Annotated in this window: 23 protein-coding genes; 13 read left to right on the forward strand and 10 right to left on the reverse strand. The window is 34.0% G+C overall.

The features are described from left to right. Nucleotides 1-38: 38 nt before the first annotated feature. From fdh3B to ABZC13_RS09620, 11 genes are all read left to right on the forward strand, one after another. A complete protein-coding gene (fdh3B, locus tag ABZC13_RS09570) occupies nt 39-647 on the forward strand; it encodes a formate dehydrogenase FDH3 subunit beta (protein ID WP_373002822.1) in 609 nt (202 codons plus the stop codon). Between the two features lie 9 nt (nt 648-656). Continuing rightward, nucleotides 657-1,553 (forward strand): formate dehydrogenase subunit gamma, encoded by an 897-nt coding sequence (locus ABZC13_RS09575; RefSeq protein WP_373002824.1) that lies wholly within the window; start codon nt 657-659, stop codon nt 1,551-1,553. 151 nt (nt 1,554-1,704) lie between these two features. Beyond that, on the forward strand, nt 1,705-2,493 hold the full coding sequence (gene fdhD, locus ABZC13_RS09580; RefSeq protein ID WP_373002826.1) for a formate dehydrogenase accessory sulfurtransferase FdhD: 789 nt from the start codon (nt 1,705-1,707) through the stop codon (nt 2,491-2,493). After that, nucleotides 2,486-2,872 (forward strand): ModE family transcriptional regulator, encoded by a 387-nt coding sequence (locus tag ABZC13_RS09585; protein ID WP_373002828.1) that lies wholly within the window; start codon nt 2,486-2,488, stop codon nt 2,870-2,872. Before fdhD ends, ABZC13_RS09585 begins: the two co-directional genes overlap by 8 nt. After that, nucleotides 2,856-3,230 carry a winged helix-turn-helix domain-containing protein gene (locus ABZC13_RS09590; RefSeq protein WP_373002830.1) on the forward strand — a complete coding sequence of 125 codons (375 nt, stop codon included), beginning with the start codon at nt 2,856-2,858 and terminating at the stop codon, nt 3,228-3,230. The genes ABZC13_RS09585 and ABZC13_RS09590 overlap by 17 nt, the downstream gene beginning before the upstream one ends. Next, entirely contained in the window at nt 3,223-4,200 is a 978-nt protein-coding gene (locus ABZC13_RS09595) for a cysteine desulfurase (protein WP_373002832.1), read from the forward strand. Before ABZC13_RS09590 ends, ABZC13_RS09595 begins: the two co-directional genes overlap by 8 nt. Next, nucleotides 4,197-5,426 carry a molybdopterin molybdotransferase MoeA gene (locus ABZC13_RS09600; protein ID WP_373002834.1) on the forward strand — a complete coding sequence of 410 codons (1,230 nt, stop codon included), beginning with the start codon at nt 4,197-4,199 and terminating at the stop codon, nt 5,424-5,426. Before ABZC13_RS09595 ends, ABZC13_RS09600 begins: the two co-directional genes overlap by 4 nt. A gap of 10 nt (nt 5,427-5,436) precedes the next feature. After that, nucleotides 5,437-6,396 carry a tungstate ABC transporter substrate-binding protein WtpA gene (gene wtpA / locus ABZC13_RS09605; protein WP_373002836.1) on the forward strand — a complete coding sequence of 320 codons (960 nt, stop codon included), beginning with the start codon at nt 5,437-5,439 and terminating at the stop codon, nt 6,394-6,396. Between the two features lie 6 nt (nt 6,397-6,402). Next, nucleotides 6,403-7,389 carry an ABC transporter ATP-binding protein gene (locus ABZC13_RS09610; protein ID WP_373002838.1) on the forward strand — a complete coding sequence of 329 codons (987 nt, stop codon included), beginning with the start codon at nt 6,403-6,405 and terminating at the stop codon, nt 7,387-7,389. A gap of 52 nt (nt 7,390-7,441) precedes the next feature. Further along, nucleotides 7,442-8,920, forward strand: coding sequence for an OprD family outer membrane porin (locus ABZC13_RS09615; protein WP_373002840.1), 1,479 nt, complete (start codon nt 7,442-7,444; stop codon nt 8,918-8,920). A 34-nt stretch (nt 8,921-8,954) separates the two neighbouring features. After that, nucleotides 8,955-9,734 (forward strand): ABC transporter permease, encoded by a 780-nt coding sequence (locus tag ABZC13_RS09620; protein ID WP_373002842.1) that lies wholly within the window; start codon nt 8,955-8,957, stop codon nt 9,732-9,734. A gap of 22 nt (nt 9,735-9,756) precedes the next feature. On the opposite strand, the gene ABZC13_RS09625 is transcribed toward ABZC13_RS09620, so the two are convergent. The 8 genes from ABZC13_RS09625 to pheS form a co-directional block, all read right to left on the reverse strand. Then, nucleotides 9,757-11,769 (reverse strand): diguanylate cyclase domain-containing protein, encoded by a 2,013-nt coding sequence (locus tag ABZC13_RS09625; protein ID WP_373002844.1) that lies wholly within the window; start codon nt 11,767-11,769, stop codon nt 9,757-9,759. 82 nt (nt 11,770-11,851) lie between these two features. Beyond that, on the reverse strand, nt 11,852-13,438 hold the full coding sequence (gene serA, locus ABZC13_RS09630; RefSeq protein WP_373002846.1) for a phosphoglycerate dehydrogenase: 1,587 nt from the start codon (nt 13,436-13,438) through the stop codon (nt 11,852-11,854). Then, nucleotides 13,438-13,917, reverse strand: coding sequence for a hypothetical protein (locus ABZC13_RS09635; protein ID WP_373002848.1), 480 nt, complete (start codon nt 13,915-13,917; stop codon nt 13,438-13,440). Before ABZC13_RS09635 ends, serA begins: the two co-directional genes overlap by 1 nt. A gap of 1 nt (nt 13,918) precedes the next feature. Next, the gene (locus ABZC13_RS09640) at nt 13,919-15,577 is read right to left on the reverse strand and encodes a 30S ribosomal protein S1 (RefSeq protein WP_373002850.1); all 1,659 of its coding nucleotides are present in this window, start codon (nt 15,575-15,577) and stop codon (nt 13,919-13,921) included. Nucleotides 15,578-15,677: 100 nt separating this feature from the next. Next, complete coding sequence (locus ABZC13_RS09645) at nt 15,678-16,511, reverse strand: 4-hydroxy-3-methylbut-2-enyl diphosphate reductase (RefSeq protein ID WP_373002852.1); 834 nt, start codon at nt 16,509-16,511, stop codon at nt 15,678-15,680. 116 nt (nt 16,512-16,627) lie between these two features. Next, complete coding sequence (gene aroA, locus ABZC13_RS09650; RefSeq protein ID WP_373002854.1) at nt 16,628-17,908, reverse strand: 3-phosphoshikimate 1-carboxyvinyltransferase; 1,281 nt, start codon at nt 17,906-17,908, stop codon at nt 16,628-16,630. Next, nucleotides 17,905-20,238: a phenylalanine--tRNA ligase subunit beta gene (gene pheT / locus ABZC13_RS09655; protein WP_373002856.1), complete on the reverse strand. Its 2,334-nt coding sequence runs from the start codon at nt 20,236-20,238 to the stop codon at nt 17,905-17,907. Before pheT ends, aroA begins: the two co-directional genes overlap by 4 nt. After that, on the reverse strand, nt 20,235-21,239 hold the full coding sequence (pheS, locus tag ABZC13_RS09660; protein WP_373002858.1) for a phenylalanine--tRNA ligase subunit alpha: 1,005 nt from the start codon (nt 21,237-21,239) through the stop codon (nt 20,235-20,237). Before pheS ends, pheT begins: the two co-directional genes overlap by 4 nt. Nucleotides 21,240-21,364: 125 nt before the next feature. Here pheS and ABZC13_RS09665 point away from each other — a divergent pair, with 125 nt between their 5' ends. Next, nucleotides 21,365-21,721 (forward strand): histidine triad nucleotide-binding protein, encoded by a 357-nt coding sequence (locus tag ABZC13_RS09665; RefSeq protein ID WP_373002860.1) that lies wholly within the window; start codon nt 21,365-21,367, stop codon nt 21,719-21,721. A 2-nt stretch (nt 21,722-21,723) separates the two neighbouring features. Further along, the gene (locus ABZC13_RS09670) at nt 21,724-22,911 is read left to right on the forward strand and encodes a transglycosylase SLT domain-containing protein (protein ID WP_373002862.1); all 1,188 of its coding nucleotides are present in this window, start codon (nt 21,724-21,726) and stop codon (nt 22,909-22,911) included. Between the two features lie 218 nt (nt 22,912-23,129). Here the strand turns inward: ABZC13_RS09670 and ABZC13_RS09675 are convergent, their stop codons facing one another. Both ABZC13_RS09675 and ABZC13_RS09680 read right to left on the reverse strand, forming a co-directional pair. Then, nucleotides 23,130-24,125 (reverse strand): hypothetical protein, encoded by a 996-nt coding sequence (locus ABZC13_RS09675; protein ID WP_373002864.1) that lies wholly within the window; start codon nt 24,123-24,125, stop codon nt 23,130-23,132. Beyond that, entirely contained in the window at nt 24,126-25,886 is a 1,761-nt protein-coding gene (locus ABZC13_RS09680; protein ID WP_373002866.1) for a carboxylate--amine ligase, read from the reverse strand.

Consider the following 25,886-nt stretch of genomic DNA (forward strand, 5'->3'; position numbering starts at 1 on the left):
CGGATTATGCCGCATAGAATACGCGTAAGGAGTTGGTTATGAGTGAAAATGCAAGATTAAAATTTTATTGTGATGAGCATAGATGTATTTCATGTGATGGTTGTTCAGTAGCTTGTGCGGAAGCGCATGAGTTACCGGCTAACATCAACAGAAGAAAAGTAATTACTATGAATGAAGGTATTCAAGGTTTAGAATACTCTCTATCTATTGCTTGTATGCACTGTACAGATGCTCCTTGTGAGCAAGTTTGTCCTACTGATTGTTTCTATATCAGAGAGGACGGTATCGTTTTACACGACAAAGAAAAATGTATTGGTTGTGCTTATTGTCTATACGCTTGTCCTTTTGGTGCTCCTCAGTTTCCACTAGATGGTGCTTTTGGAGTAAAAGGTGTTATGGATAAATGTACTATGTGTGCCGGTGGACCAGAAGAGACTAATTCACATACAGAAAGAGAACTATACGGGCAAAATAGAATCGCAGAAGGTAAAGTACCGGTGTGTGCTGCTATGTGTTCTACTAAAGCATTACTTGTTGGTGATTCACAAGAAATTTCTTCTATATATAGAGAAAGAGTATTGTCAGTTGGCCATGGTGTTAAAACACAACCTTATGGATGGTCAACAGCATATGGTTCTAAAATATAGGACATTATTATGAAAAGTAAATATATAATAATCGCACTTATCGCACTCTCTTCACTAGCCTTTGGTGCTAGTGAAAGTGTTGTATGGAGCGACAACCTAGTTGATAATATCCTTGGTTACGATAAAAAAGGTTCATTACATTTAGGACAATATTTTACTATTTTACAAAGTACATATTTTAAACCACTGTTTTTAGGTGTTTTATTTGGAGTACCGGCAGTGTTTCTACTACACTACATGGTAATAGGTCCAATGATTTTCTCTCATGACAGAAAGAAGATCTATGTATTTACTTTGTTTCACAGAATCGTTCATGCCATTGCAGGTATATCATTTATCTTACTTATTCCAACTGGTCTAATTATGATGTTTGCTAGTACTTTTGGCGGTGGAGAATTTGTAAGAGTATGTAAAGAGATTCATGCGATCTCAACACTTCTTTTTATAGTAAGTATTATACCTATGTTTTTTATGTGGCTCAGATGGATGTTCCTTCATTGGGATGACATCAAATGGTTAATGATTGTAGGCGGTTATCTCAATAAAAACAAGAAACCGGTCCCTGCAGGCAGATTTAATGCCGGGCAAAAAACTTGGTATTGGTTAGCTACTCTTGGTGGATTTATAATGATAGGAACTGGTGGGGCTATGTATTTTCAAGACTTTAGACTTGATATGCTAGACACATACCAGATCTCTCAAATTGACTTTTTAAGAGCAAGTGCTATTGTTCATAATGCCTTAGGATTAGCTGTTGTAGCTCTATTCTTTGTTCATATATACATGGCAGTATTTGCGATTAAAGGTGCTATCCACAGTATGATTGATGGTCACAAAGAAGAAGAGGAAGTCGAGATTCTTCATAGTTCTTATTATAGAGAGCTAAAAGAAAAAGGCGAAGTCTAACAGGTTATTAGTTCATTCCTCCATTTTGGTGGAGTGTTCTTTTATAAGTAATATTAATATGCTGATTTTTCATATTAATGTATTAAATTATGTTGACACTTATATTAATAAGTTAAAATATGCAAAATCAGCATAGTTAAAGAGGTTCAAAATGCCAAATAGTAAATATTTAAAGACTATCATCATCGACAGAGTAAACGGTGATGAGATTATAGAAGTAGAAGATGTAACCATTGAAGAAGCAAGACTAAATGTCTACCTCAATGGTGAAAAGATCATATCTATGATGTGTATACCTAAAGATCAAGAAGCTCACGCCATTGGCTTTTTAATGAGCGAAAATGTAATCACTGATATAAGTGATGTTGAGTCTATTGAAGTAAGCGAAGACGGTTTAAGAGTTGATATCAAAGCAGCAGTTGATACAGACTCACTACAAAACCTATATAAAGAAAAAACACTGGTAAGCGGTTGTGGTGGCGGAATTACCGGAAATGTTGCCGGAAGTCTGGAAATTCCCTTTAACCAGACCAGTTTTGTGATTAGCCCGGAAGTTATCAGTGATGAAGTTAAAAAATTCTACGCTGACAGCGAACTATATAAACTGACAGGTTGTGTTCATAAAGCAATGCTGTTTCTAGAAGATAAAAGTGTTGTAACCGCCGAAGATATCGGTAGACACAATGCAATAGATAAAGCTGTAGGCAAGTGTAAAATAGATGGACTTGACACTACAAAAGCAGTTTTATTTGTAAGTGGAAGGCTAAGCTCTGAGATGGTTGTAAAAGCTGTTATGCATAGAATCCCTATAGTGGTATCTAGAACTGCTCCGACATACCTTGGAGTACAAACAGCCAATAAACACGGAATAACTCTTATAGGCTTTGCTAGAGGTAGAAAAATGAACATATATACTCATAGTGGAAGAGTTCATGGATAACACAGCCCAAATTTTAAAGCACTATCTAAATGATGATGGAAAGATTAATTGTTTAGATGCTTTTAAATTGGCTAGAGAGTTGAATATAGAACCAAAAGAAATAGCTGAGCTTACCAAAAAATACAGTCTTAAAATCGACAACTGTGAACTTGGTGTTTTTGGAAACAAAGATTTTGGCGAAAAAAGAGATGATATATATGAAAAGTTATCTTTAAAAGCAAATGATAAAAAACAAGTAGAATGCAGCATATCATGGGAAATAGCAAAAGAGTTTTCTTTGAACAAAGTTGGTTCAACTACAAAAAAAAGTGATATCGAAGTTATATATTGTCAACTTGGATGTTTTAGAACAAGGATTCATCATGGTAGTAAAAGTTAAGACTTGGATTGAAGATGACAATGAGCATCTAATCTTTGGCGGTGGAAAAACTCAAATCTTAGAACTCATAGATGAAACAGGTTCTATCTCCGAAGCTTCTAAAAGAGTTGGAATGAACTACAAAAAAGCCTGGACTCATATCAAAATACTACAAGAGTATATTGAAGATGATTTAGTAATAGTAAAAAAAGGAAGAGATTCCGGCGGTACTTCTCTAACTCCTAAAGCTAAAGAACTTATAGACAAATATAAGCTCTTAGAAAAAGAAGTAAGAGATTTCTCAACTAAAAAATTTGAAGAGATTTTCATGGCAGACGGAGATATTATTCATTGTACGAAGGAGAGCCAAGATGTATAAATTAAACTACTTGAATTATCCTGAGGCGAATGATGTCTCAGTATCAAATACTTTGAGCATCGAAGCTTTAAACAGCAATACAGAGTTTGAAAGTTTAAGTAAAAGTTTAGCTTCAAGATTTAACTTTTCTTGTCTGCACAGTTTCTCTTTTTCAAAAGAAGGTTTTTTAGGTTTGATGCTTGAGTTAAGAACTGACATCGCGGTAAGTCTTGGTGAGAGTGAGGCAGTAGTTCAAGCGGCCCAGCTTTATGAGTCATTAGGTTTTGGTGTGAGATATGTAAACCTTATGCCTGATGGAACAATCGACTACAAGACAATTAACTCTCTTAAACATGAGTACCTATTTGTATCACCATACATCATTGACACTTTTGTAAAAGTTGATTTGAAAAAGATTAAAGAACTTTTTAGCGGAACTCTTATCTCAAATATATCAGCAACACTGGACGCTACTGATTGCGATGTTGCTTACTTTGATGTTTACAAACTCAGCGGTTATTTTACGCACTCAGTACTGCTTCATAATGAGCTCTTTGATGAGCAAAATATATCGAGTATAGATACGGTTGGTTTAAAACTTATCTCAGATGCTGTGAATAAAGATATAGAACTTATTTCTTGTAAAGATGAGTTCATCAAGGTTTTAGCAGAGACTATAAAAGATGACCTCATCTTCTTTGTAGATCCAGATGCAACACTCGATAACGTTGTTCACTTTGGATTAAAAGGGATAAAAGCAAGAGAAGTTATCAGAAACTTAAGTCTGGAAAATATCTATGTAACAAATGGAGAAGGATGTTCTTTGGGCCTTTCACGCCCCTCTAGAATAATCCAAACTATGGGTTACTCAGAGTTGCAAAGCAGACAAGCCTTGTCTTTGTCTTTTTGTAAAAATTTAAGCAGTGATGAGATTCTCTATGTGGTATCAAAAATAGGAAAATCATACAGACAGATAAAGGCTTTATCATGAATAAATATTTAGATTTTAAAGATGCAGTTTCTTTGTCACTTGATATGGCAGAGACTCCAGGCATACAAGAAATAGTTCATATAGAAGATTCTATCGGGAGAGTTTTAGCACAGAATATCTTCTGTCTTAAGAACCTGCCCTCTTTTAACAACTCTGCTATGGATGGCTTTGCTATAAAAGCCGCAGATGCAGGAAAGAGACTTAGAGTTGTAAAAACGATTCTGGCTGGTGAGAATTCTGATGAATGTTTGGGAGATAACGAGTGCTATAAGATAATGACAGGAGCTAAAGTTCCTCTAGATGCAGATACTATCATCCCAATAGAAGATGTTTTGAACTATGAAAATGATGAAGTTACTATCAAAGAAGATGTAAAGAAAAACTCTTGTCTAAGATTTAAAGGTGAAGAAAAAGCCTTGGAAGATATATTGTTTAACAAAGGTACGGTTGTTACATCTGCTATGGCTGCGATATTAGCTTCTCAAGGCATAACTATGCTCTCACTATACAAGAAGCTTAACATCGCTGTTGTATCTACTGGAAACGAGCTAAAAGAGCCATGGGAGAGTGCAAGTGAAGATGAGATTTACAACTGTAACTCTTATGCAATCATCTCACTTTTAAAAGAGAAAGGTTTTGAAGCCACTTATACAGGTGTTGTACCTGACTCTTTAGAGAAATCCATAGCGTACGTTGGTGAGCTAAAAAATTATGACTTAATCATTACAACGGGTGGTATTTCTATGGGAGATGCAGACTTTATGGCAGAAGCCTTTCAAAGTAATGGTTTAGAGATTGCCTTTCACGGTGTGAATATAAAGCCCGGTCGTCCTATTATGATGGGAAAGATGGAAAAGACCTTTGTTATGTGTCTGCCTGGAAATCCTTTAACGGCAATGGTAAACATGAATCTCTTTGCACTTCCAGTTTTGCATAAGATGCAAGGTTCTTTAAGTATTTACCATGATATAGATATTGCTAAAAATATCCAAAGTTTTAAAACAAAAGCAGGTCGTGTAAACGTTGTGCTTGGGTTTTACAAAAATGGAGAATACAAAGTGACTCAAAATAATAAATATGGCTCAGGGATGATTACGGTCTTACATGACAGTAATTGTATTCTTGTAACAGATGAAGCGACAGCTTCAATAAACGAGCAAGAAAGCGTTAAGGTAATTAAATTTAATTGTCTTTATACGCAAGATCAAGTCGATCTGTTTAACTAAGGAAAAGAAGATGAATAAAAAAATATTGCTAAGTCTGGGATTAAGTGTCATATTGGCATCTAGCATCTTGGCAAAAGAGAAGATTACTGTATTTCATGCTGGTAGTTTAGCTGTTCCATTTGCAGATATAGAAAAGGCATTTGAAGCTAAATATCCTCAGTACGATGTACAAAGAGAAGCTAGCGGAAGCAGAGCGGCGGCTCGAAAGATCTCTGAGATTGGTAAGGCTGCCGATGTAATGGCTAGTGCTGATTATAATGTAATTAATAACCTGCTTATTCCAAATCATGCAAAATTCAATGCACAATTTGCAACCAATGAGATGGCAATTGCCTATACATCAAAAGCAAAGTATGCGAATGAGATAAATTCACAAAACTGGACTGAAATCTTTTTAAGAGATGGTGTTAAAGTCGGTCACTCAAATCCAAATATGGACCCTTGTGGATATAGATCTATTTTGGTAACAAAACTGGCAGAAGAGCACTACAAGACTCCAGGTTTTTATGACAAGCTATTTGGATATGGTGAGTCATATAGCGTTGGTGAAGAAGATAGAAATAAAGTAATAGTCAGACCAAAAGAGACAGACTTACTCGGACTTATTGAAGCTAATGCATATGATTATCTCTATATCTATAAATCAGTTGCCGAGCAGCATGGACTAAACTATATCACTCTGCCTAAAGAAGTATCTCTAAAAGATAATGAGTTTAAAGAGTTCTACAAAACTGCCTCATTTCAAATTAGCGGGAAAAAACCAGGTCAATTCATAACTAAAAAAGGTGGAGCTATGGTTTATGGTATCACGGTTGCACAAAATAAAAAATCACCCGCAAACAAAGAAGGTGCCATCAAGTTTGTAAACTTTGTGCTTTCAGACGAAGGTCAAGAGATCATGATTAAAAATGGTCAGGGAGTCATCTCTCCAGCAAATATTTCTGGAGATGCTTCCATAATAGGAAAGTAAAATAAAATGGACTACTTAAAAATACAGAACCTATCAAGTAACACAGGTGACTTTTTGCTTCACAACATAAACCTAGATATACAAAACAATGAGTATTTTGTTCTTCTTGGTCAAAGTGGAAGTGGAAAGACTATGTTACTTGAGACTATTGCCGGACTAAATCCATGCAGTGGAAATATAATCTATAAAGGTGATGACATCTCTTTAGTGCCAACTGAGAAGAGAGATATAGGTTTTGTATATCAGGACTTTGCCCTGTTTCCAAATCTGAATGTAGAAGAGAATATAAGATTTTCATCTAAATATAAAGAGATAGAAGATGCAGATGAGCTGTTTAAAGATATCGTAGATTTTTTAAAGTTGGAAAATCTTCTTGAACGTGAGACTCAGGATTTAAGCGGTGGCGAAAAACAACGTGTAGCTATAGCCAGAGCTATATTTTCAAGACCTAAGATTCTACTTTTGGATGAGCCGTTAAGTGCAATCGACCCAACTTTTAGAAATGCGATTATGAAGAGTTTAAAAGACATTCACAGAAGATATAACGTTATAACTATTCATGTAACGCATAACTTTAGAGAGGCCTCTTACCTAGCCGATAAAATCGCGATTATAATGGATGGTGAGATTAAGCAGGTAGGAAATGCTAAAGATGTTTTAAACCAGCCTGCAAATATAGAAGTGGCAAAGTTCTTGGGTTTTAAGAATATCTTTCCGGCAACGATGCTTGGATATGAATCCTCTTCAAAAGTCTACTCAGTAGATCCAAATGTTATCAAAGTGGCTAAAAATGGCGAGCTTAAAACTGATTATGTCTTTGAGGGAGTTGTTGATGAGTGTATGGGAATAGTTGATCACTACAAACTTTTTGTAAAAGTTAAACAGCACCAGTTCTTTATCAAAATCTTAAAAAGAGACTATGAAGGCTGTTATGCAGACAGAAAAAAGATAATCCAAATAGGGTTCGATAAAAAAGACATCAGTTTTATATGAGTTGTTAAGCATAAATGCTTAAGAAAAATAAAAATAATTAAAGGGAAATAATATGAATAAAAAGTTAACTAAAATCAGCCTCTTAGCGAGTGCTTTAATAATATCTACAAGTTTATATGCAGATGATAAACTCTCAAAGCATACATTGAAAACAAACTATCAGGAAGTTTACAATGAAAAGCCTGGGTCTGTTGATAGCTTTACAGAAATGTTTACAGAGGGTAAGTTTTATGGACGTCTTCGTTCTAATACTTTTTACTATGCATGGGAGAAAGAAAATGCAGATCAAAGTACTCACATAGCGAGTGCTCTTGGTGGATCAGTAGTATATAAAAGTGCTACTCTGTCTAACTTTGACTTTACTGCAGGTTTATACTATTCACAAGCATTCTTTGATGATAACAGCGACCCTGTAAACCGTTTAAAACCGGGTAAAGATATTCTTAGCAGATTTGACTATACAAACACTGGAAATAAGTCTATGGCAGTTCTTGGTCAAGCTTATATCAGCTACAAAGGTATACCTAAAACTGAGTTACTTGTAGGTCGTCAAATAGTTGAGACTTTCTATACAAAATCAAATGATACAAAGATGATTCCAAATACATTTGACGGTGTAGTAATTGCAACAAAAGCAGTTCCAAATACTGCTATCAAACTAGGATACTTAACAGAGCAAAAACTTCGTGATCATACGCAGTCACACTCTAATCTTATGTACGGAGACAGTAATTCATCTTCATCTAATAATCCAGAATGGAGTGAAAATGATGATACAGCGATGCATAAAGGGCTTACGTATACTAATCTTAAAGCTGCCGGTGTGAGCACAGAAGCACCGCTAATAGTAGGTGATCTACACAATAAGTCAATTAAGAATTTAAAACTAGACGCTTCATTTTACGTGGTACCTGAACTTGTATCGGAGATAATGGCAGAGGCAAACTACCAAATAAATATGGGTAGTTTTTCTTTATCACCTGGTGTACGCTATATAAAACAATTTGACAATGGTGCAGGTAAGATTGGTGGAGCAGCATATAAAGGAACACTAGCCGGACTAAGTGGAGAAAGCGGTGGATATAAAAATGCTGATTCTCTTGACTCTCAGATGCTCGCAGCACGTTTGGTAGCAAAGTTTGATGTCTATAAACTAAATCTTGGGTATTCACAAGTCTTTGATGAAGCTGACTTAATCACTCCATGGCGTGGATTTCCGACAGCGGGTTACACTCGTTCAATGGCTCGTTATAACTGGATGGCAAACACTAAAAGTTACCGCGTTGAGCTAGTACGTAATGCAAATAAAAAAGGTGTATACACTGATATGTTTATACAGATGTCAATCCTTCATACAGATGCAGATGAGTCTAAAGGTTATTTTGATGAAAACTACTACTATGTAGGGTTTGTACAAAATATTCCTGCTTTAGTTGATCTGCAATGGCGTCTAAGACTAGGATATAACGATACCCAGAAGGTAGATGCAGATAGTTTAGACGGACGTTTTGAACTTAACTACCTGTTTTAATATAGAGAGTAAAAAAAAGTAAGAAGGCGATACAATGAAAGCAATAAACAAAAGCAATTTATTTAACATAACCTTAGTAGTCTTAGCACTAATTATTGTGTTTTTTCTTAGTGTGCCTATAATAAAAATATTCATTGGAGTAGGAAGTGAAAAGCTTCTTGAAACTATAAAAGACGGTGAAGCTATTGACTCTATAATCCTTACCATGAAAGTATCTGCATGGGCAATGGTTTTTGTACTTTTTACAGGATTGCCACTTGCTTATGTAATAGCCAGATATGATTTTTATGGTAAAAGCTTAGTCGAGTCACTAATTGATATTCCGGTAATGATACCTCACACTGCCGCAGGTATCGCTCTTCTTACAACTTTTGGAGACACAAATATAGGCGAGTTTTTTAAATTTTTCGGCATAGAGTTTATAGGTACAGAATACGGAATCATGATAGCTATGATGTTCTTATCAGCTCCATTTTTAATAAACAGTGCAAAAGACGGCTTTAGAAAAGTGGATGTAAAGTTAGAAAAAACAGCAAGAACATTGGGGGCTTCACCTATTAATGTATTTTTCAGGATTACAATCCCAAATGCAAAAAAAGACATAATAAACGGTGCTTTAATGATGTGGAGCAGAGGTCTTGGTGAGTTTGGTGCAATCGTAATTTTAGTTTATCACCCTATGACTACACCTGTTCTTATTTTTGATAGATTTAATAGTTATGGGCTAAGCTATAGTGCTCCATTAGCAGCAGTAATCATAGGTTTCAGTATGTTGGTATTTTTAATAGTTAGGTTTATTACAAATCGTTTGTAGTTAATGGCATCTCTAGTAACCCTTAAGAATCTCTTTTTAACTCACTGATTATTTCCATCTGACGCTTAGCTATGTACTGCTGTAATATAGCTTTGTTTATAGAATCTAGATGACATAAAAGAACAACTTTAAAACCATCTTTTATTTTTTCAATCTTCTTGACTGTTGCTTCAGTTGAAAATGTTGTTACAATCTCATTTATTGGAATTTCAGCTTCTATAGAGACGAAGTTTCCTTCATCTATATTTTTTTTTCGCTTGAGCTTTAGAGCAATAAACTGCTCATTCATATCAATTATAACGCCTTCTGAGTCGGGACCGTCAGACAAGACTAGCACTTTTATATTTTCTTCTGCATCTACACGGAACATCTCGCGCTTTAGAGGTGTATGTTTATTCATCCTAAATCTGTGAAGAGTTACCGTGTTGTTTTTATCATTAACACTATATACAGAAGTTTTTACAATTCCAAAAAGAGGAAACTGTAAATAGATAATTTCATTTTGTCCGGTTGCACAAAACTCTTTATTAGACAATTGTACAGAAACGGTATCCTTATTTAAAAAAACTATCTTATTCTCAGAAGTGATTGCTAAACCTTTATGATAGATAGTTGTCTTTACCTTCTTTAGATTTTTCAATCTCTTGGTAAATCGTTCTTGGTCAGGAAGAGCTTCATATAGTTCAATATCTTCAAAATCAGTTCCAACGATACCGTTTTGAGACGAGTTTATCTCATCTACAATACTGCCGGCTCTAATCTGAACACTATTTACAGTTTCACTAAGGTCAAAAGCCGTAATAGCAATAGTTTTTCTCTCGGGCTTTTTACTCATCTCAATATGAAGTGCGCTACACCAGTTGTAACTCTCTTGCTCACTTTCATACGGCATTATTATCCCGAACCTGCTTCCCTCAAGGCGAGCCACTGTCATAGTATTATCAGCTTTTGAACTTATATCATTAGCAACACTTACTATTGTCTTGTCACCCATTTCCATGCCCTGCTTTTGATTAATCTCCTTAAGACATGGAATGTCAACAATCACCAATGCAAGTTGAGTTTTATCTACTAATGCTTTTCTTTGAGCTTCACCTAGTAAATGCACAAACTTAACATAGTTGTAAAGTCCTGTAAGAGTATCATGTTCAAGTTTCTCTTTGATACGTGCTTCATCCGCGACATGAGAAGAGATGCTGTTAAAACTGACTATATACTTTGTAGGTTCACTATCAGGTAGAGTTGTAATACGACCGCTATAAGTAAAGACATCTGCCATTTTATTATTAAAAATATTTGTAGTAAAAGGCTTATTTGACTGATGTACACTATTTAACCATTCATCTACATTATTTATATCAAATTTTATATTTGATGAACTTTCTACATTTTTCATGAAACTAAATGTGCTAGAAAAGTTCTTGTTAAACTCTCTAATATCTAGTACACCTATGGCTTCTAAAAATGGTTGGTTTGCTAAAATAATATGTCCATTTTGAACTATAATAATTTTTGTGTTGATAAAATTTATAATTTTTAAAATCTGAGAAAACTTTTTTTGCTGGATTTTTGATCTCTGTTCAGCTTGTTGTTTTTTCTCATAATAAGTTGTGAAAATAGCAAGTACACCGGAAAGGTTTGCATCAAAGAGAGTTGCAATCTCGTCCATATACTTACTTGCGTCATTTTGCACAAGTTTTTCTCTAAACACAAAAGAGACTAATGTTCTACGAAGTCCCATACAGATATCAAAAACATCTTTTGGGGTAATATTCTTTTCTAGCAAGAAGTTGACCAACTTGCTCATTATAGGGCAATCACCTGCTTCTTTTTCTTGGCGAACAACAGCAATAAAGTATTCTATAATAGGTATCCCATAGCCATCTCTAAATTTTTTACCACCGATTTTATAATTTGTAAAAACAGTTTTAACGGCAGGTATTTCAATCCACTCAGATCCTATCTTTACACGGTTTTCTTCAAGTGAGTCAATTATGCTTAAAAGAGAAGGGGCTAGTACTTGTGGTATGGGCATTAATATTCCTGACATAATTTTAATTATTATATCACAAATGTTATAGAAGTTTTAAACCTCAAGAAGAGGTTTAAATAAAAGGTTAAACTCTTGCGTAATTTACACTCAAACAAGCTTCTAATGAAGCTAATTCGCCAAGAGTTTTTTCATTAACTGCATTATCAACTAAGATTACAGCTAAAGCTTCTGCATCTTTGTTTCTAGCTAATGAGAAGTCGGCAATATTAACATTGTTTCTTGCAAGTGTAGAACCTATACTTCCAATTACACCAGGCACATCACTGTTTTTAAATAGAATCATATCTCCTTTAAGAGCCACTTCTATATCAAAACCATCAATAGCTACAATACGCTTAACACCGTCGTCAAAAATTGTTGCACTGATAGAAGTTGTACCTTCTGCAGTTGTAAGTTTTACAGTAATTAGGTTTTTAAATACAGCAGAATCATTAAGAGCTTCTGATTCAATTTTAATACCTTTTTCTTTTGCCACAAATTCTGCGTTAACATAGTTAATAGTGTCACTAGAATTTTGACTCATAGAACCGACAGCTACAAAAGTAGATAAAGAATCAACATACTCAGCAATCTCACCTTGACCACTAACTTTTATAGCTATGATTTGAGACTTATTGATCTGAGATGCTAAGAAACCAATTTTTTGTCCCATCTCTAAAAATGGTTTTACAAATGATGGTATTTTACTCTCATCTATTGGCAGGTTCATTGCGTGTGAAAAAGAGATACCTTTAGCTGCTTCAATAGCATTTTGGGCTGCTTGTGTACCGATATTGTATTGAGATTCATAAGTGTTAGCACCCAAGTGAGGAGATACAACAATATTTTCTAAATCTAACAATGGGTGATCAGTAGCCGGTTCTTTGTTAAATACATCGATACCTGCAAAACGAATTTTTTCAGATTTCAGACCGTTATAAAGTGCTTCTTCATTATAAAGACCGCCTCTAGCACAGTTAATTAGTACTACACCGTCCTTCATCTGAGCAATCTCAGTTTCATCAATCATGTTAAGAGTTTCTTTATTTTTAGGTGTATGAATAGTAATAATATCACAAGCTAAAATATCTGCAAAACTTTTAGTATAAGTCATATCAAGATCAGTAACTTTTGATGGGTGTATATAAGGATCGTAAGCAATAATATCCATCTCAAATGATTTAGCACGTTTTGCTACGCGAGAACCGATATTACCAAAACCGATAACACCTAACTTTTTGCCTTTCATCTCATATCCATACCACTTCTCTCTTTTCCAGATTCTTTGGTTTTTAAGATGATCATGAGAATATGGAAACATTCTCATGCATGAAAGCATGTGAGCCATTGTAAGTTCAACTGCAGCAATAGTGTTTGCAGTAGGAACATTCATAACAATGATTCCTTCTTTAGAACAACCTTCAATATCAACATTATCCACACCAACACCGGCACGAACGATTGCTTTCATATTTTTTGCAGCTTGTATAAACTTATCGTCTACATCAGTAGAGCTTCTAGTTATAGCTACGTCTGATTCTGCAATGATGTCAAGAAGTTTTACCTTATCTTCATCAGCTGCCATTATAAAATTAATATTTTCATCATTACGAAGCATCTCTAAACCAGCTTCGTGAATATGGTCACAAACTACGATTGTATGTTTTTTCATTATACATCCTCTTTATACAGCTCTACTTTGGCTGAAATTTGATAATTTTTCAAGACTCTAACTAAAGAGTTTAATTTTTCAATATTTTTTGAATAGATAAGCAATTCTACACTGCTTTTATCTCTTTTGAGATAATATCTTAATTTATGTTGTTTTAACTCTTCTTTTAAACAGAAAAGTTGATATGGATCTAAAAGAGAGGCGGATAGTTTATAAATAGTATTACTAATTATTTTCTCAACTAAATCAATTTCTATATAAGCTTCATTTACAGGATAAAAATACCCTAGTCTTTCAGTTTTAGAAAAATGATTTAACCAGACTTCTTTAGATTTTTGCTGAACAACTTCACTCTTATGTTCAAGTGGTTCAACATAATCAAGTTCTTGTGAAGGGTTTATTGAGATTAAAAAAAAGATAATAAAAATGGCAACTCCAAGTGCTAGGACTGGAGTAAACCACTTTAATACTTTTTGCATCTTATTGGAATTTATCTTTTATCAGGTCACCTAAAGAGTTAGATGAATTATCATTTATCTCTTCTAAAAGTGCTTGATTTTTAATGTAGTCTAATTTTTTAACAGATAAACGGATACGGTCTCTACGAGTATCGATAACAGCGATAGCAGCTTCAATTTCTTGACCAGCTTCTAACTCTTCTTTTACTAATGGAGCTAAATCTTCATCACGAATAAGTGCGTCAACACCATCTTCTAAAGAAACAAATACACCGAAATCCTTAATATCACGGATAGTTCCAGTTACTACACTGTTAACTTTGTTATTTGTAGCAAATTTATCTATTGGGCTCTCTAAAAGAGTTTTACGGTTTAAAGATATTTTTTGATCTTCAGCGTTGATTTTCGCAATTTTAACTTCAACTTCTTCGCCTGATTTTAAAACATCTTTACATTTAACATTTTTATCCCAAGAGATATCTTGATTATGTAATAGACCTTCAACTGAACCAACACGAACAAACGCACCGAAGTCAGTAAGAGATGTAACAGTACCAGTTACTACATCTCCTTCCTTATAGTTTCTAACAAACTCATCAAATGGTTTTGGTAAAAGTCTTTTTAGAGAAACACGAAGTTTATGAGTCTTAGGATTTATTTCGATAACTTCAACATCAATCTCTTGACCTACAGTTAAATAATCATTAGGATTTTTAACATTTTTATCCCAAGTGATTTCTGAGATATGTAAGAAACCTTCAATATCATTTCCAAGATCAACAAATACACCGTATGCTTCAATATTTGAAACAGTTACAGTAATAGTATCACCTTCATCTAATTCACTTTCAACTTCTGCCCATGGATCTGGCTGAACAGCTTTTATTGATAGAGAAAGATGTCTTTTATCTTTGTCATAAGAGATAGCTTTAACAGTTACAACATCACCTTCTTTATAAAGTTTTGATGGATTAACTGGACCTTTGTAGCTGATTTCATTATAGTGAACTAAACCATCAACACCACCAACATCTACGAACATACCGTAGCTAGTGATTTTTTTGATTGTACCTTCTACAATTACATCATCTTCCATTAATTTGTCAATGATCTCTTTTTTCTTCTTGCGTTCTTCGTTAAATAATTTACGACGAGAAACTACAATAGAGTTCTCAGCAGCATCTACTTTAACAACCTGAGCTTTAATTTTACGACCAACAACATCGTCACCATCTTTGAAAGCAGCTAAAGAACGAGGCATAAAGAAAGAAACATCATCAGCTTCTACAACGTATCCACCACGATTTTTCTTAGTTATAACACCTTCAATAATCACTTCTTCAAAGTCTTCTTTGTGTAGTTCTATAAAGTCAATAGTCTTTTGTTGCTCTAAAACTTTTCTATAAGAGATCTTAGGACGCTCATTGTAGTATCCCATAACCATTACTTTAATCTTATCGCCAGCACTAAACATTAGCTCACCGTCTTCACCACGGATCTCATCAAGGCTAACAATACCTTCTAGCTTATCGCCAACACCAACTAATGCTCTATTCTCGTCTGCTTGAATCTCAACAATCTCACCCTCTACGATGCGACTTGATTCTTGCTGCTTTTCTGTTGCAGCAAACATCTCTGCAAAATTTTCTTCTTCTTCAAATGATTCGTTATCGAACGCCATTACCTATCCTCTTGTTACATAAAAATTGCGTGATTATATCTAAATAATGTTGATTTTAGTATTAATTTATAAAGAGAAGTGGTGAATACTAATAAAAAAGCTATTTATTAACATTCTTTTGGATAGAGTCGACTACATTTTGAATAATCCAGTCAGGAGTAGATGCACCTGCGCTTATGCCGCAAAATGTTTTGCCTTTAAACCAATCATAGTCTAAATCATTTTCATCTTCAATATGATAGCTATTTTGACAATAATCATCTGAGATGCTAAATAGTTGTTTTGTATTTGATGAGTTTTTCCCACCTATAATAATCATAACATCAGCTTTTTTAGAAATTTTTCTAACAGCTTCTTGATTTTCAAAGGTTGCATTACAAATAGTATTAAATACTCTAACTTCTTTATGTCTTGGTATTAGATAATTAGCTACTTCCATATAGTCTTCAACTTTTCTTGTTGTTTGAGCAACTAAAGCTATTCTATCTTTTAATTTTAAATCTTCTAAATCTTTAGGGCATGTAACGACAGTAGCCCCATAAGTAGCATAACTCTTAACACCCTTTATCTCTGGGTGAGCTTCATCACCAAAAATAATGATATCGTAACCTGCTTCACTCATCTCTTGGCAAATTTGTTGTGGTTTTGTTACATATGGACATGTTGCATCTACCACATCAACCTTGTTATCCTTTAACTCTTGTAACTCATTTTTAGGAATTCCATGAGTACGGATAACCGCTTTATCACCAGGACTAAAGCTTTTATGATCATCTGTAAGACCAACTTTAAAATCTTTTTCAAGTCTGGCAATTTCTTTGGAGTTATGAATAAGAGGACCGTAAGTCGAAGACTCTTTATTTTCTTCTGCTATCTTAATAGCTCTCTTAACTCCAAAACAAAATCCATAATTCTCAGCTAATTCAATTTTCATTATTATTTGTCTCCTTTACCAAAGAAGTGAATTCTTTGATAAATTCCTCTCACTAAAGCTACGCCTATTGGCGAGAGGTTGTTTTATTTATTTTTACAATTTGCCAGGTAAACACCTTACTTAAACTCTATTTTTGTAATTTTTTGCAGTAATTCAAAAAAGTTTGGAAATGATGTATTTATACAGTCTAAATCAGTTACATTCATGCCGCTTCTAAGACCAGCGATAATAAAACTCATAGCTATTCTATGATCACCATCACTATCCACAGTAGCACATTTAAGTTCACCGCCAACAACTCTATAACCATCTTTATATTCATGAACTTCTATGCCTGCAGCACGTAGACCCTCTACAACAGTAGAGATTCTGTCAGACTCTTTTACACGAAGTTCTTGGGCATTTTTGACAACAGACTCACCAGTAGCACATGCAAACGCAATAGATAATACAGGGAGTTCATCTATAAGCCATGAAATATTATCTTCAACTGTAATAGCATGGAGTGGAGCATACTTTACATGTATATCTCCAATAGGCTCATATCTATTATCTGTTAACTCATAACTGATATTAGCACCCATTCTTTCTAATGCTTTGAAAGCTTCTATACGAGTAGGATTAAGAGTCACACCTTCTAAAATAATATCAGAATCTGGTGTAATAGCAGCTGCTACTGCAAAGAAAAATGCACTTGACGGGTCAGCTGGAACTCTTATAGTAAGAGGAGATAGAAGCTCTTTCATAGGGTTAATTGTAGTTTTAAGACCATCTACAACTATATCAGCACCCATACCTTTTAACATTCTCTCCGTATGATCACGAGATAGTTCAGGTTCAGTATATGAACAAGTTCCATCAGCACGAAGAGCTGCTAGTATCATACAAGACTTAACTTGAGCAGATGCTATCTTACTTTCATAATCAAATGCTTTAAGTGAAGCGCCACGGATGCTAAGCGGTGCTAAGTTAGAATCTTCTCTTCCATCTATAACAGCGCCTATTTCACGAAGAGGATTTGTCACACGTTTCATTGGGCGCTTACGTAAATACTTATCGCCTGTTAAAACAAAGTGTCCGTTAGCTGAACTAAGTAAGCCACAAAAGAGTCTTATGCCTGTTCCAGAATTACCACAATCAAGAATCTCAAATGGCTCTTTTATACCATCTGAAGAGATTTTGATGGTCTTTCCATCATCTTCAACTGTTGCTCCAAGATTTTTTACAATCTCTAAAGAGTTTAGTGTATCTTCTGCTCTTAAAAAGTTTGTAACTTCACTAGTGCCAGATGCAAGCATTGCAAACATAGCACTACGATGTGAAATAGATTTATCTGGAGCAATATTATTTAGTTTTAATGAAAATCTATCTGCCTTACTTACTTCTACTCTACTCATCTCAGACCAATTCCTAATTCACTGTTAAGAGCTTCTAAAATAGCATCCATTGATGAAGTAATATCATCTTCTTCTAATGTTTTATCAAATGACTGAAGTACAAAACGAATAGAAAGACTCATATTCTCACCTAAAGACTCATCGCTGTACTTATCAACAGGATAAAATCTTATAAGCTCTTGAGTTGCAGATGCTTCTATAACACTTTTAACTTTCTCATAACTCATAGCTTCTGGCATAATAATACTTAAATCTCTAAAAGAAGCTTGATATTTAGATGATTTTTTTGCAATTTTAAGTCCATATGAAAGTTTCACAAAATCTAGTTCACACATATATGTTGCTTCAAGTCCATAACTATCTTCTACAGTCGGATGAACACGGAACAATTCACCAATCACTTCACCATTTTGTAATAGCTCTGCACATTGGTAAATATGAGAAAGCAAATGCGAAGTTTCATATTGACGAAGTTCAAACGCACCTATAATATCAGAAATCTTTTGCGTAAAAAGAGCAAAATCTATTTTTTGCGGTTTTCCGGCATTTGCCAAATTTTCTTTTTGTGTGTCTCCACTAAAAAGAAAAGCCATCTTTAAAGATTCTGCTCTTGAAGGACTAAATATTGAACCAACTTCAAAAAGCTTAACTGACTCAATCCCATTTTTAACATTTTGAGATGCTGCCTTTAGTAGACCTGTCATAAGAGTTGGTCTTAAAGTATCAAATGTATTTACAATAGGATTTAAAAGTTCTAAATTTTCATCTGTAGTATTAAATCCATATTCATTAAGAACCTTTTTCTCATCAAATACAAAGGCTACGTTTTCAAAAAAGCCGCTTTGTGCTGCTTTATGTCTATAGATGCTGCGCTTTTTGTACTCAAAATAATCATCTTCAAGTTTAGAAGACTCAGAAAAAATAAAAGGTTTTGACGGGATATTATCAATTCCAACAAGACGAACAATCTCTTCAACAATATCTTGCCTATGAGAAATATCATGACGAAATCTAGGTACAGAAATTACAAAGTTTTCTGATGATGATTTAGTTGTACCAAAACCTAAGTTTCTAAGAATCTTAGTAATTTTAACTTTGTCTATCTCAGCACCGACTATTTCATCGATCTCTTTTTTTGTAACACTTACAATCTTATTTTCATAAGAGTCGCAAAGTTCTATAGTACCACCAAAAACAGATGAATTAGAATTTGATTCTATAAGATTTAAACAGAAATTAAGACCTTGATTTAACTCAGGCTCACTTCCTCTTGATGTTCTGTAATACATTGGACCAGAATCTATCTTAGTCTCTTGCATCTTTTTAGAGATAATATCAGGTGGGATATAGCTTGCTTCTATTAGAACAGTTCCCTCATTATAAGTCACTTTAGAAGCGTCCTCTTGAATAATTCCGACAGTTGAAGCTTTTTCATCTGACATAATAGCCGCATATCCATTTTCATCTTTTTTAAGTTCAACTTTTGCCATAGTCTCATTTTCACCGCAAAAGAAACCATAGTTATATGCTCTTAAAATTACACCGCTACTATGAGTAACATAAAGCATTAATGCTTCTATGTCGGCTTCTCTAGAATCTTCTATTTGAGCAAGTCTAAGTCTTACAATAAAAGGAAGTGTTAAATCTTTTAAATCTACTGCTCTATAGCGAAGATTAACGTCTAGTCCATTTTCGTGAGAAAGGCTTAAAATACGCCCTATACCAACTCTTCTGTCCTCATCTTCATTTATATTAGTCTCTTTTATAGGTCTATCATATGCTGCACTTAGATCTCTTGCTACGCCTCTAATACTTAGACAATCACCACGATTTGCGGTTAACTCTATCTCTATTAGATCATCAGCGAATGTAGGAAGAGTAGAAACTTCTTGACCAAGTTCATACTTACCGATGCTACTGTCTAACTCTATGATTCCGCTTTGGCAATCTTCAAGACCGATTTCGCTCGCACTACAGATCATTCCTTCAGACTCAACATCACGAAGTTTTACAGGTTTAATAACTGTACCATTTGGCATAACAGCACCGATAGTTGCGACTACAACATCAAGTCCTTCTCTAACATTTGAAGCGCCACAAACAATCTGACGAATGCTTGTTCCGATATCTACTTTACAAACGTTTAACTTATCTGCATCAGGATGTTTTTCACACTCTAAAACTTTACCTACAATTATTTTTTTAGGGATTTCATAACTATGAATACGATCTACTTCTAAACCAATTGCATTGAATGTTTTTGCTAAATCTTCTGTAGTGATTCCACTTAAATCAACCCACTCATTTAACCAACTTCTAGTAACTATCATTGAAACTGCTCCAACAATTTAATATCTCCCTCAAATAGTGAACGAAGGTCTCCAATATGATGTATCAACATCGCAAATCTCTCAACACCTAAACCAAAAGCGTATCCGCTAACATCTTTATAGTTTACTGCTTCAAAAACATTTGGATCAACTATTCCACATCCTAAAACTTCTAACCAGCCTGTTTTAGAACATACTCTACAGCCCTTACCTTTACAAAATACACAAGAGATATCTACCTCTGCAGACGGTTCTGTAAACGGGAAAAAAGATGGACGGAAACGTACATCTACATCACCAAACATAAACTTTAAAAAATCTTCTAAAATATACTTCAAGTTAGCAAAAGAAACTTTTCCTTCTTCATCAACTAAAAGTCCCTCAACTTGGTGAAACATTGGAGTATGAGTGATGTCATAATCACGACGGAATACTGCACCTGGAGCTATCATACGAATTGGTGGTTTATGACTCATCATAGTTCGAATTTGAACAGGAGAAGTGTGAGTACGAAGCAGCATCTCATCTTTAAAATAAAATGTATCCTGCATATCTCTTGCCGGATGATATTTTGGTAGATTTAAAGCTTCAAAATTGTTAAAATCATCTTCTACCATATTTCCTGTTTTAACAGCAAAATTCATAGCGCTAAAATATTCTACGATTCTATCCATTGTCTCCATTACAGGATGCAATGCACCTGCTTCTGAGGAAACACTAAACATAGAAACATCTATTGATTCTGCTTTCATAGCTTCTTTTAACTCTTGTGTTTGAAGAGTTATTTTTCTTGCAGTCATCTCATTCATAAGTGAGCTTTTGTGCGTATTTAGATCTTTAGCTATTTTTGATTTTTCTTCATTTGGTGCTGTCTTCATCTTAGCAAATTCTGCTGCAAGAACACCTTTTTTCCCAAACACAGAAATACGAATCTCTTCAAGATTCTCAACACTCTGGGCTTCTTTTATTTTGTCATACCACTCTTTCAATAGAGTCTCCATAATTGCAGGGCTAAACCCTCTTAAATTTTAAAATAGATTATAGTCAAATATAATTTATATATAGCTTCATTTATCATTTTATGTGCTATAATTTACTTATTAGCCTCAATATAAAAGGAAAAAAAATGTGTTTATTTTGTAAAATCGTAAATAAAGAGATACCCTCAAATATTATTCTAGAAGATGATAATTTCATCGCATTTCATGATATCAATCCAAAAGCTCCATTGCACATATTGGCGATACCAAAAGTGCATGTTGATAGTTTTAATGATGTCAGTGGTGAGATGATGTCAAATATGACAAAGTTTATTCAAAAGATTGCACAAGAAGTAAAGATAGAAGAAAGCGGATACAGAGTTATTACAAATATTGGAGATAATGGTGGACAAGAAGTTAAGCACTTACACTTCCATGTTCTTGGTGGTGCTAGACTAAAATGGGGTCATTTCAGTGATGCAGATCCACAGGGTCACTTCTAAAAATGTTTAAAAAACTACTACTAGTTGCATGTGTTACTTCTACGCTTGTCGCGCAGAGTGCACAAGATTTCAAGAACCAGCAGATGCAAGGTTTCAATCAAGAAAAAAAGCAGTTTGGCATTTATAAAAAAAGTCAAGAAGAAGAGTTTGAAACATACCAAGAAGAACAGAACAAAGCTTACAAAGCTTACAAAAAAGAGCTTGCGGTTTTCTGGGATGAACCAAAAATATCTACAAAGAAAAAATGGGTCTCTTACACAGAAGATAAACAAACGAGAACTGATGTAGATTTTTCTAAAGAGACAATAACGCTAGAGACGATTGCTTCCTCACCAGAGGAAGCAAAACAAAAACTTCTGATAGCTCTTGCAAAAGTAGTAACTGTAGATACAAAAACTGTTCAAGAAACCGACCCTTTGGAAAAAAGGCTATCAAAAATCAAGAAGCCTTTTGGGGTTGTTACTGGAGAAGTTAAAGCAGAGCCAATATTATCTACTATAATATTTAAAAAGCAGCCAACTCAAGAAAGTGTTAAAGCATATGTAGAAAAATATGTTAAGTATGATAGTATAAAAGCTAAAGAGTCAACAAAAGTAAAACATGCAAAAATTTATTCACTAAATGTGGCTCTTCCTGAAGATACAATGATTAAAAGATCAAAGATCTACTACGAAGAAGTAAAAAAGAATGCAAAACTGCAAAGACTTCCAATGGCGTTGGTTTTTGCTGTCATGCATACGGAAAGTAGTTTCAACCCAAGAGCCAGATCTCATATACCTGCGTACGGACTTATGCAAATAGTACCAAGAACAGCAGGTATAGATACATATAATTTTTTATATAAAAAGAAAAAACTTGTCTCTGGAAGCTATCTGTACAATAGTTCAAACAATATTAAAATGGGTACTGCCTATCTACATATACTTTACTACAAATATTTAAAAGATATAAAGAATCCAGATAGTAAACTATTTTGTACAATAGCTGCTTACAACACTGGTGCTGGAAACATAGCATGGGCTTTTACAAAGAAGTATGATATGAGAAAAGCGGCACCGATGATAAATACAAAGTCACCTAAAGAAGTTTATAACAAGCTTTTGAGGGATTTAAGATATGAAGAGCCAAAGCACTATTTAAAAAGAGTTTCTCAAAGAATGAGTGCTTATTACAGGCTCTATGGTAGTTGATTTATTTATAGTAAAACTCTAAAAAATACTTTTAGAGTTTTCTCCCCACTCTCTTTTTTGCATAGCATGTGAGAACTCATATGCTATTATCATCAATACTCCCGTTGCTATTAAAACTGTTGCCATTTCTAACATAGTATATTCCTTACATCTTAATTTTTTATATTTTAGAGTATAAAATCAATAAATGTAAAAAAAATGGCATTTTGTCATGGAATTTATATTTTGTGTGAAAACTTATTTATGATAAACTGGCCAATAAGCGCATCTTGAACAGCGATTCCAGTTGATATAAATAGAGTATTTTTTTCTATACTGACCATTGAGTTCATTATATCTTTTAACTCCGTCACATTCTCTTCTGATAATAATTCCTTCTCTTTCCATATCTTCATATCACCAAGAAGCATTGATTGAATAGAGTCAGTAATAATCTCAAATTTATCAATAAGAGTCTCATCTAGTTCTGAGAGATTATTAGCATCTGCACCCACACTACTTACAAACTTCAGATGTGAGCTATTGTTTGAGTTTAGTATAGAAGTTTCTGAATCCGTTGCTAAAAAAAGTGAGCTTGACTGTGAAATTGTATCTTCAGAATCTAATAGACTTATACTCAAATCAGGAGCATAAAATGATACTAGCTTTTCAAACTTCTCACTTATTACTGAATTTGGATCATAACAGTTAACCTGAGTCACTCCTAACCATCTATGCAAAAGAATTGCTGTATAAAAACCTATTCTTCCAAGCCCAAGTAATCCAACAGAATTATTTTCTTTATATATAAGCGAATATGCTAAAAGGCTTATTGCAGCAGTTCTAAAAGAAGAAAGCACACAAGCATCTATTGTTGCATAGACATAATTATCATACCAATCGATAAGAAGCATTTTACCAACACTTATTTTATCTTTTATAGTCCTATTTTCTTCATTTGTACCTATAACTTTAACAGCTTTTATGCCATCTTTAAAATCTGTTATACAAGGCATAACACGAAAGTCACCTTTAATATCAGGTGTATAAATTATCTTTTTTTTAGGAACATATACCCATTTTTCTCCATCTCCCCAATCAATATATGACTGCTTTAACTCATCCATAAACTCTATTGAGTTGGCTATAAGTATATCATGAGCTTCTAAATCACTAACAGATATACAAGGCTCATTCTGTAATCTTAAAAGCTGTTTTATCTCTTTTGAATGCATCTATTCCCCGTTAATTAACTTTATTAGAGCCTCTACTCTATCCTGTGATACTTTATTTTGTAAATTTTTTGATGAGATAAGTTTGTCATCTGCATTTATTACTTTCTTAATATTACTACAAGGAAGACCACTATATAAAAATTCATCTGTTTGAACTACTAAAATAATTGCTTCTACTTGGCGGTTCATTAAAAGTGCTCTACATCTTTTGTATAAGCTTTTAAATGGAAGTATCATTCCCTTTCTTAATCCATTTATTGTTACATTGTGACTACTTACAAAACAAGATATTCCTTTTTGCATCAATTCAGATTGTTCTTTTAAAGCTATTTCCATTGCCAGGCTTCCACCAACTGCAACAATGATTGGTATATTGCCATCATCATCCAATATAAGATCAAGATAAGAAGAGATATAATTTTTAGCTATTTCACTTACACCAAATGCCGGTGCAAAATTTACTTCATTTATTACAGCTCCATTTACATGCCATGGTTTTGTGATATCTTCACTGATAATGTCTATACCTGAAACTTCAAGTCCGAATAGTCTAGCCGCTCTTATTGCTACATCGGTATTATCAGGATGAATGATATCTGTAACATTTTGAGGTGTACCGCCAGATGCTGTAGACTCAATAACTCTTAGCGGAACAAGTTCTTTTTTTTTAGGTATAGATGCTAGTGAATAATTTAACTTTTTTATAACTTCAATTGCTTCTTTATCATCAGGAAATATTTTTTTGCGTAACCATGGTGGATTATTTCTTATAGTCTCATTTTCTTCTTTAATAAGGTCAGAGATCTCTTTTACTCCATCACCTTCTATAGAAATCGGTAAACGTTTTACTGCATATATTAACTTATCTTTTGCTATAAAAATTCTATGTGCCACTCCATTAACTTCTCTCTCTATAATTATTCTTTTTGATCTTGAAAATCGTTTTGCTTTCTCAAATGCAATTTTTAATTGTTTATCATTTCTAACTCCAACAGTGACACCTTCACCACGATCAGCATCTACAGGCTTTACAACAACTGGCCACCCTATCTTCCTAGCTATTATTATCGCATTTTTAACACTGTTTGCTACTGCGTTAACAGGAGCAGGCAGACCAGCCATACGTACAATATTTGATGTCATCATCTTATCATTAGAAAGCTTTGCACCGATACTTGAATCCAAATCACTGGTACTACGATTTATTAGTCTTGATTTTGAACCATACCCAAGCTGGTATGTGCCGCCACCCAAATGAAAAAATGGTATCTTTTTATCATATACCGCAGTTAGTATTGGGATAGTAGACTTGCCAGAGCCACTAACTCCTTTTAGTTTATGTATAATCTCTTTTTCAATTCTCTCATATAATTTTTCTCTATTTTCATCTGTTAGTTGAGTATTCATCATCCAGTAAATATTTTTTATTGCAAAGTTAATTATCATCTCGTAGCATATATCAGGAATATTTTCTATATACACAAGAGCAACACTCGCACTCCATTGTAAAGGTATTTTCTTATCTTGTTTTACTTTTAAAAGAGTACCTGTATCAAAATATGGCAGTAAGATAGCCTGCATCAGTGAGCGTATAAACAGTAACTCTCTCTTTATCAATGACTCCATTGGTATATTAGAGCCCTTCTGATCTTTTATCTCTATTTTAAGTGCTGAGACCAACCAATCATCCAGTAAGTCAAAGTTAAACTTTTTAGGACTGTTTAGATTAAAAGTAAAGTTACGGGTATGTTGCATATACAT

The sequence above is a fragment of the Sulfurimonas sp. genome (assembly GCF_041563035.1).
In the GTDB taxonomy this organism is placed as follows: domain Bacteria; phylum Campylobacterota; class Campylobacteria; order Campylobacterales; family Sulfurimonadaceae; genus Sulfurimonas.

Excerpts from the sequence above, each read along its gene's own strand:
- ABZC13_RS09585 (WP_373002828.1), top strand. The coding sequence starts at position 2,486 with ATGGATAACACAGCCCAAATTTTAAAGCACTATCTAAATGATGATGGA.
- ABZC13_RS09665 (WP_373002860.1), top strand. The coding sequence starts at position 21,365 with ATGTGTTTATTTTGTAAAATCGTAAATAAAGAGATACCCTCAAATATT.
- ABZC13_RS09610 (WP_373002838.1), top strand. The coding sequence starts at position 6,403 with ATGGACTACTTAAAAATACAGAACCTATCAAGTAACACAGGTGACTTT.
- fdhD (WP_373002826.1), top strand. The coding sequence starts at position 1,705 with ATGCCAAATAGTAAATATTTAAAGACTATCATCATCGACAGAGTAAAC.
- ABZC13_RS09680 (WP_373002866.1), bottom strand. The coding sequence starts at position 25,886 with ATGTATATGCAACATACCCGTAACTTTACTTTTAATCTAAACAGTCCT.
- ABZC13_RS09675 (WP_373002864.1), bottom strand. The coding sequence starts at position 24,125 with ATGCATTCAAAAGAGATAAAACAGCTTTTAAGATTACAGAATGAGCCT.
- ABZC13_RS09645 (WP_373002852.1), bottom strand. The coding sequence starts at position 16,511 with ATGAAAATTGAATTAGCTGAGAATTATGGATTTTGTTTTGGAGTTAAG.
- ABZC13_RS09600 (WP_373002834.1), top strand. The coding sequence starts at position 4,197 with ATGAATAAATATTTAGATTTTAAAGATGCAGTTTCTTTGTCACTTGAT.
- ABZC13_RS09590 (WP_373002830.1), top strand. The coding sequence starts at position 2,856 with ATGGTAGTAAAAGTTAAGACTTGGATTGAAGATGACAATGAGCATCTA.
- ABZC13_RS09575 (WP_373002824.1), top strand. The coding sequence starts at position 657 with ATGAAAAGTAAATATATAATAATCGCACTTATCGCACTCTCTTCACTA.
- fdh3B (WP_373002822.1), top strand. The coding sequence starts at position 39 with ATGAGTGAAAATGCAAGATTAAAATTTTATTGTGATGAGCATAGATGT.
- ABZC13_RS09635 (WP_373002848.1), bottom strand. The coding sequence starts at position 13,917 with ATGCAAAAAGTATTAAAGTGGTTTACTCCAGTCCTAGCACTTGGAGTT.
- ABZC13_RS09640 (WP_373002850.1), bottom strand. The coding sequence starts at position 15,577 with ATGGCGTTCGATAACGAATCATTTGAAGAAGAAGAAAATTTTGCAGAG.
- aroA (WP_373002854.1), bottom strand. The coding sequence starts at position 17,908 with ATGAGTAGAGTAGAAGTAAGTAAGGCAGATAGATTTTCATTAAAACTA.
- ABZC13_RS09670 (WP_373002862.1), top strand. The coding sequence starts at position 21,724 with ATGTTTAAAAAACTACTACTAGTTGCATGTGTTACTTCTACGCTTGTC.
- ABZC13_RS09620 (WP_373002842.1), top strand. The coding sequence starts at position 8,955 with ATGAAAGCAATAAACAAAAGCAATTTATTTAACATAACCTTAGTAGTC.
- wtpA (WP_373002836.1), top strand. The coding sequence starts at position 5,437 with ATGAATAAAAAAATATTGCTAAGTCTGGGATTAAGTGTCATATTGGCA.
- ABZC13_RS09615 (WP_373002840.1), top strand. The coding sequence starts at position 7,442 with ATGAATAAAAAGTTAACTAAAATCAGCCTCTTAGCGAGTGCTTTAATA.
- pheT (WP_373002856.1), bottom strand. The coding sequence starts at position 20,238 with ATGATAGTTACTAGAAGTTGGTTAAATGAGTGGGTTGATTTAAGTGGA.
- ABZC13_RS09625 (WP_373002844.1), bottom strand. The coding sequence starts at position 11,769 with ATGCCCATACCACAAGTACTAGCCCCTTCTCTTTTAAGCATAATTGAC.
- pheS (WP_373002858.1), bottom strand. The coding sequence starts at position 21,239 with ATGGAGACTCTATTGAAAGAGTGGTATGACAAAATAAAAGAAGCCCAG.
- ABZC13_RS09595 (WP_373002832.1), top strand. The coding sequence starts at position 3,223 with ATGTATAAATTAAACTACTTGAATTATCCTGAGGCGAATGATGTCTCA.
- serA (WP_373002846.1), bottom strand. The coding sequence starts at position 13,438 with ATGAAAAAACATACAATCGTAGTTTGTGACCATATTCACGAAGCTGGT.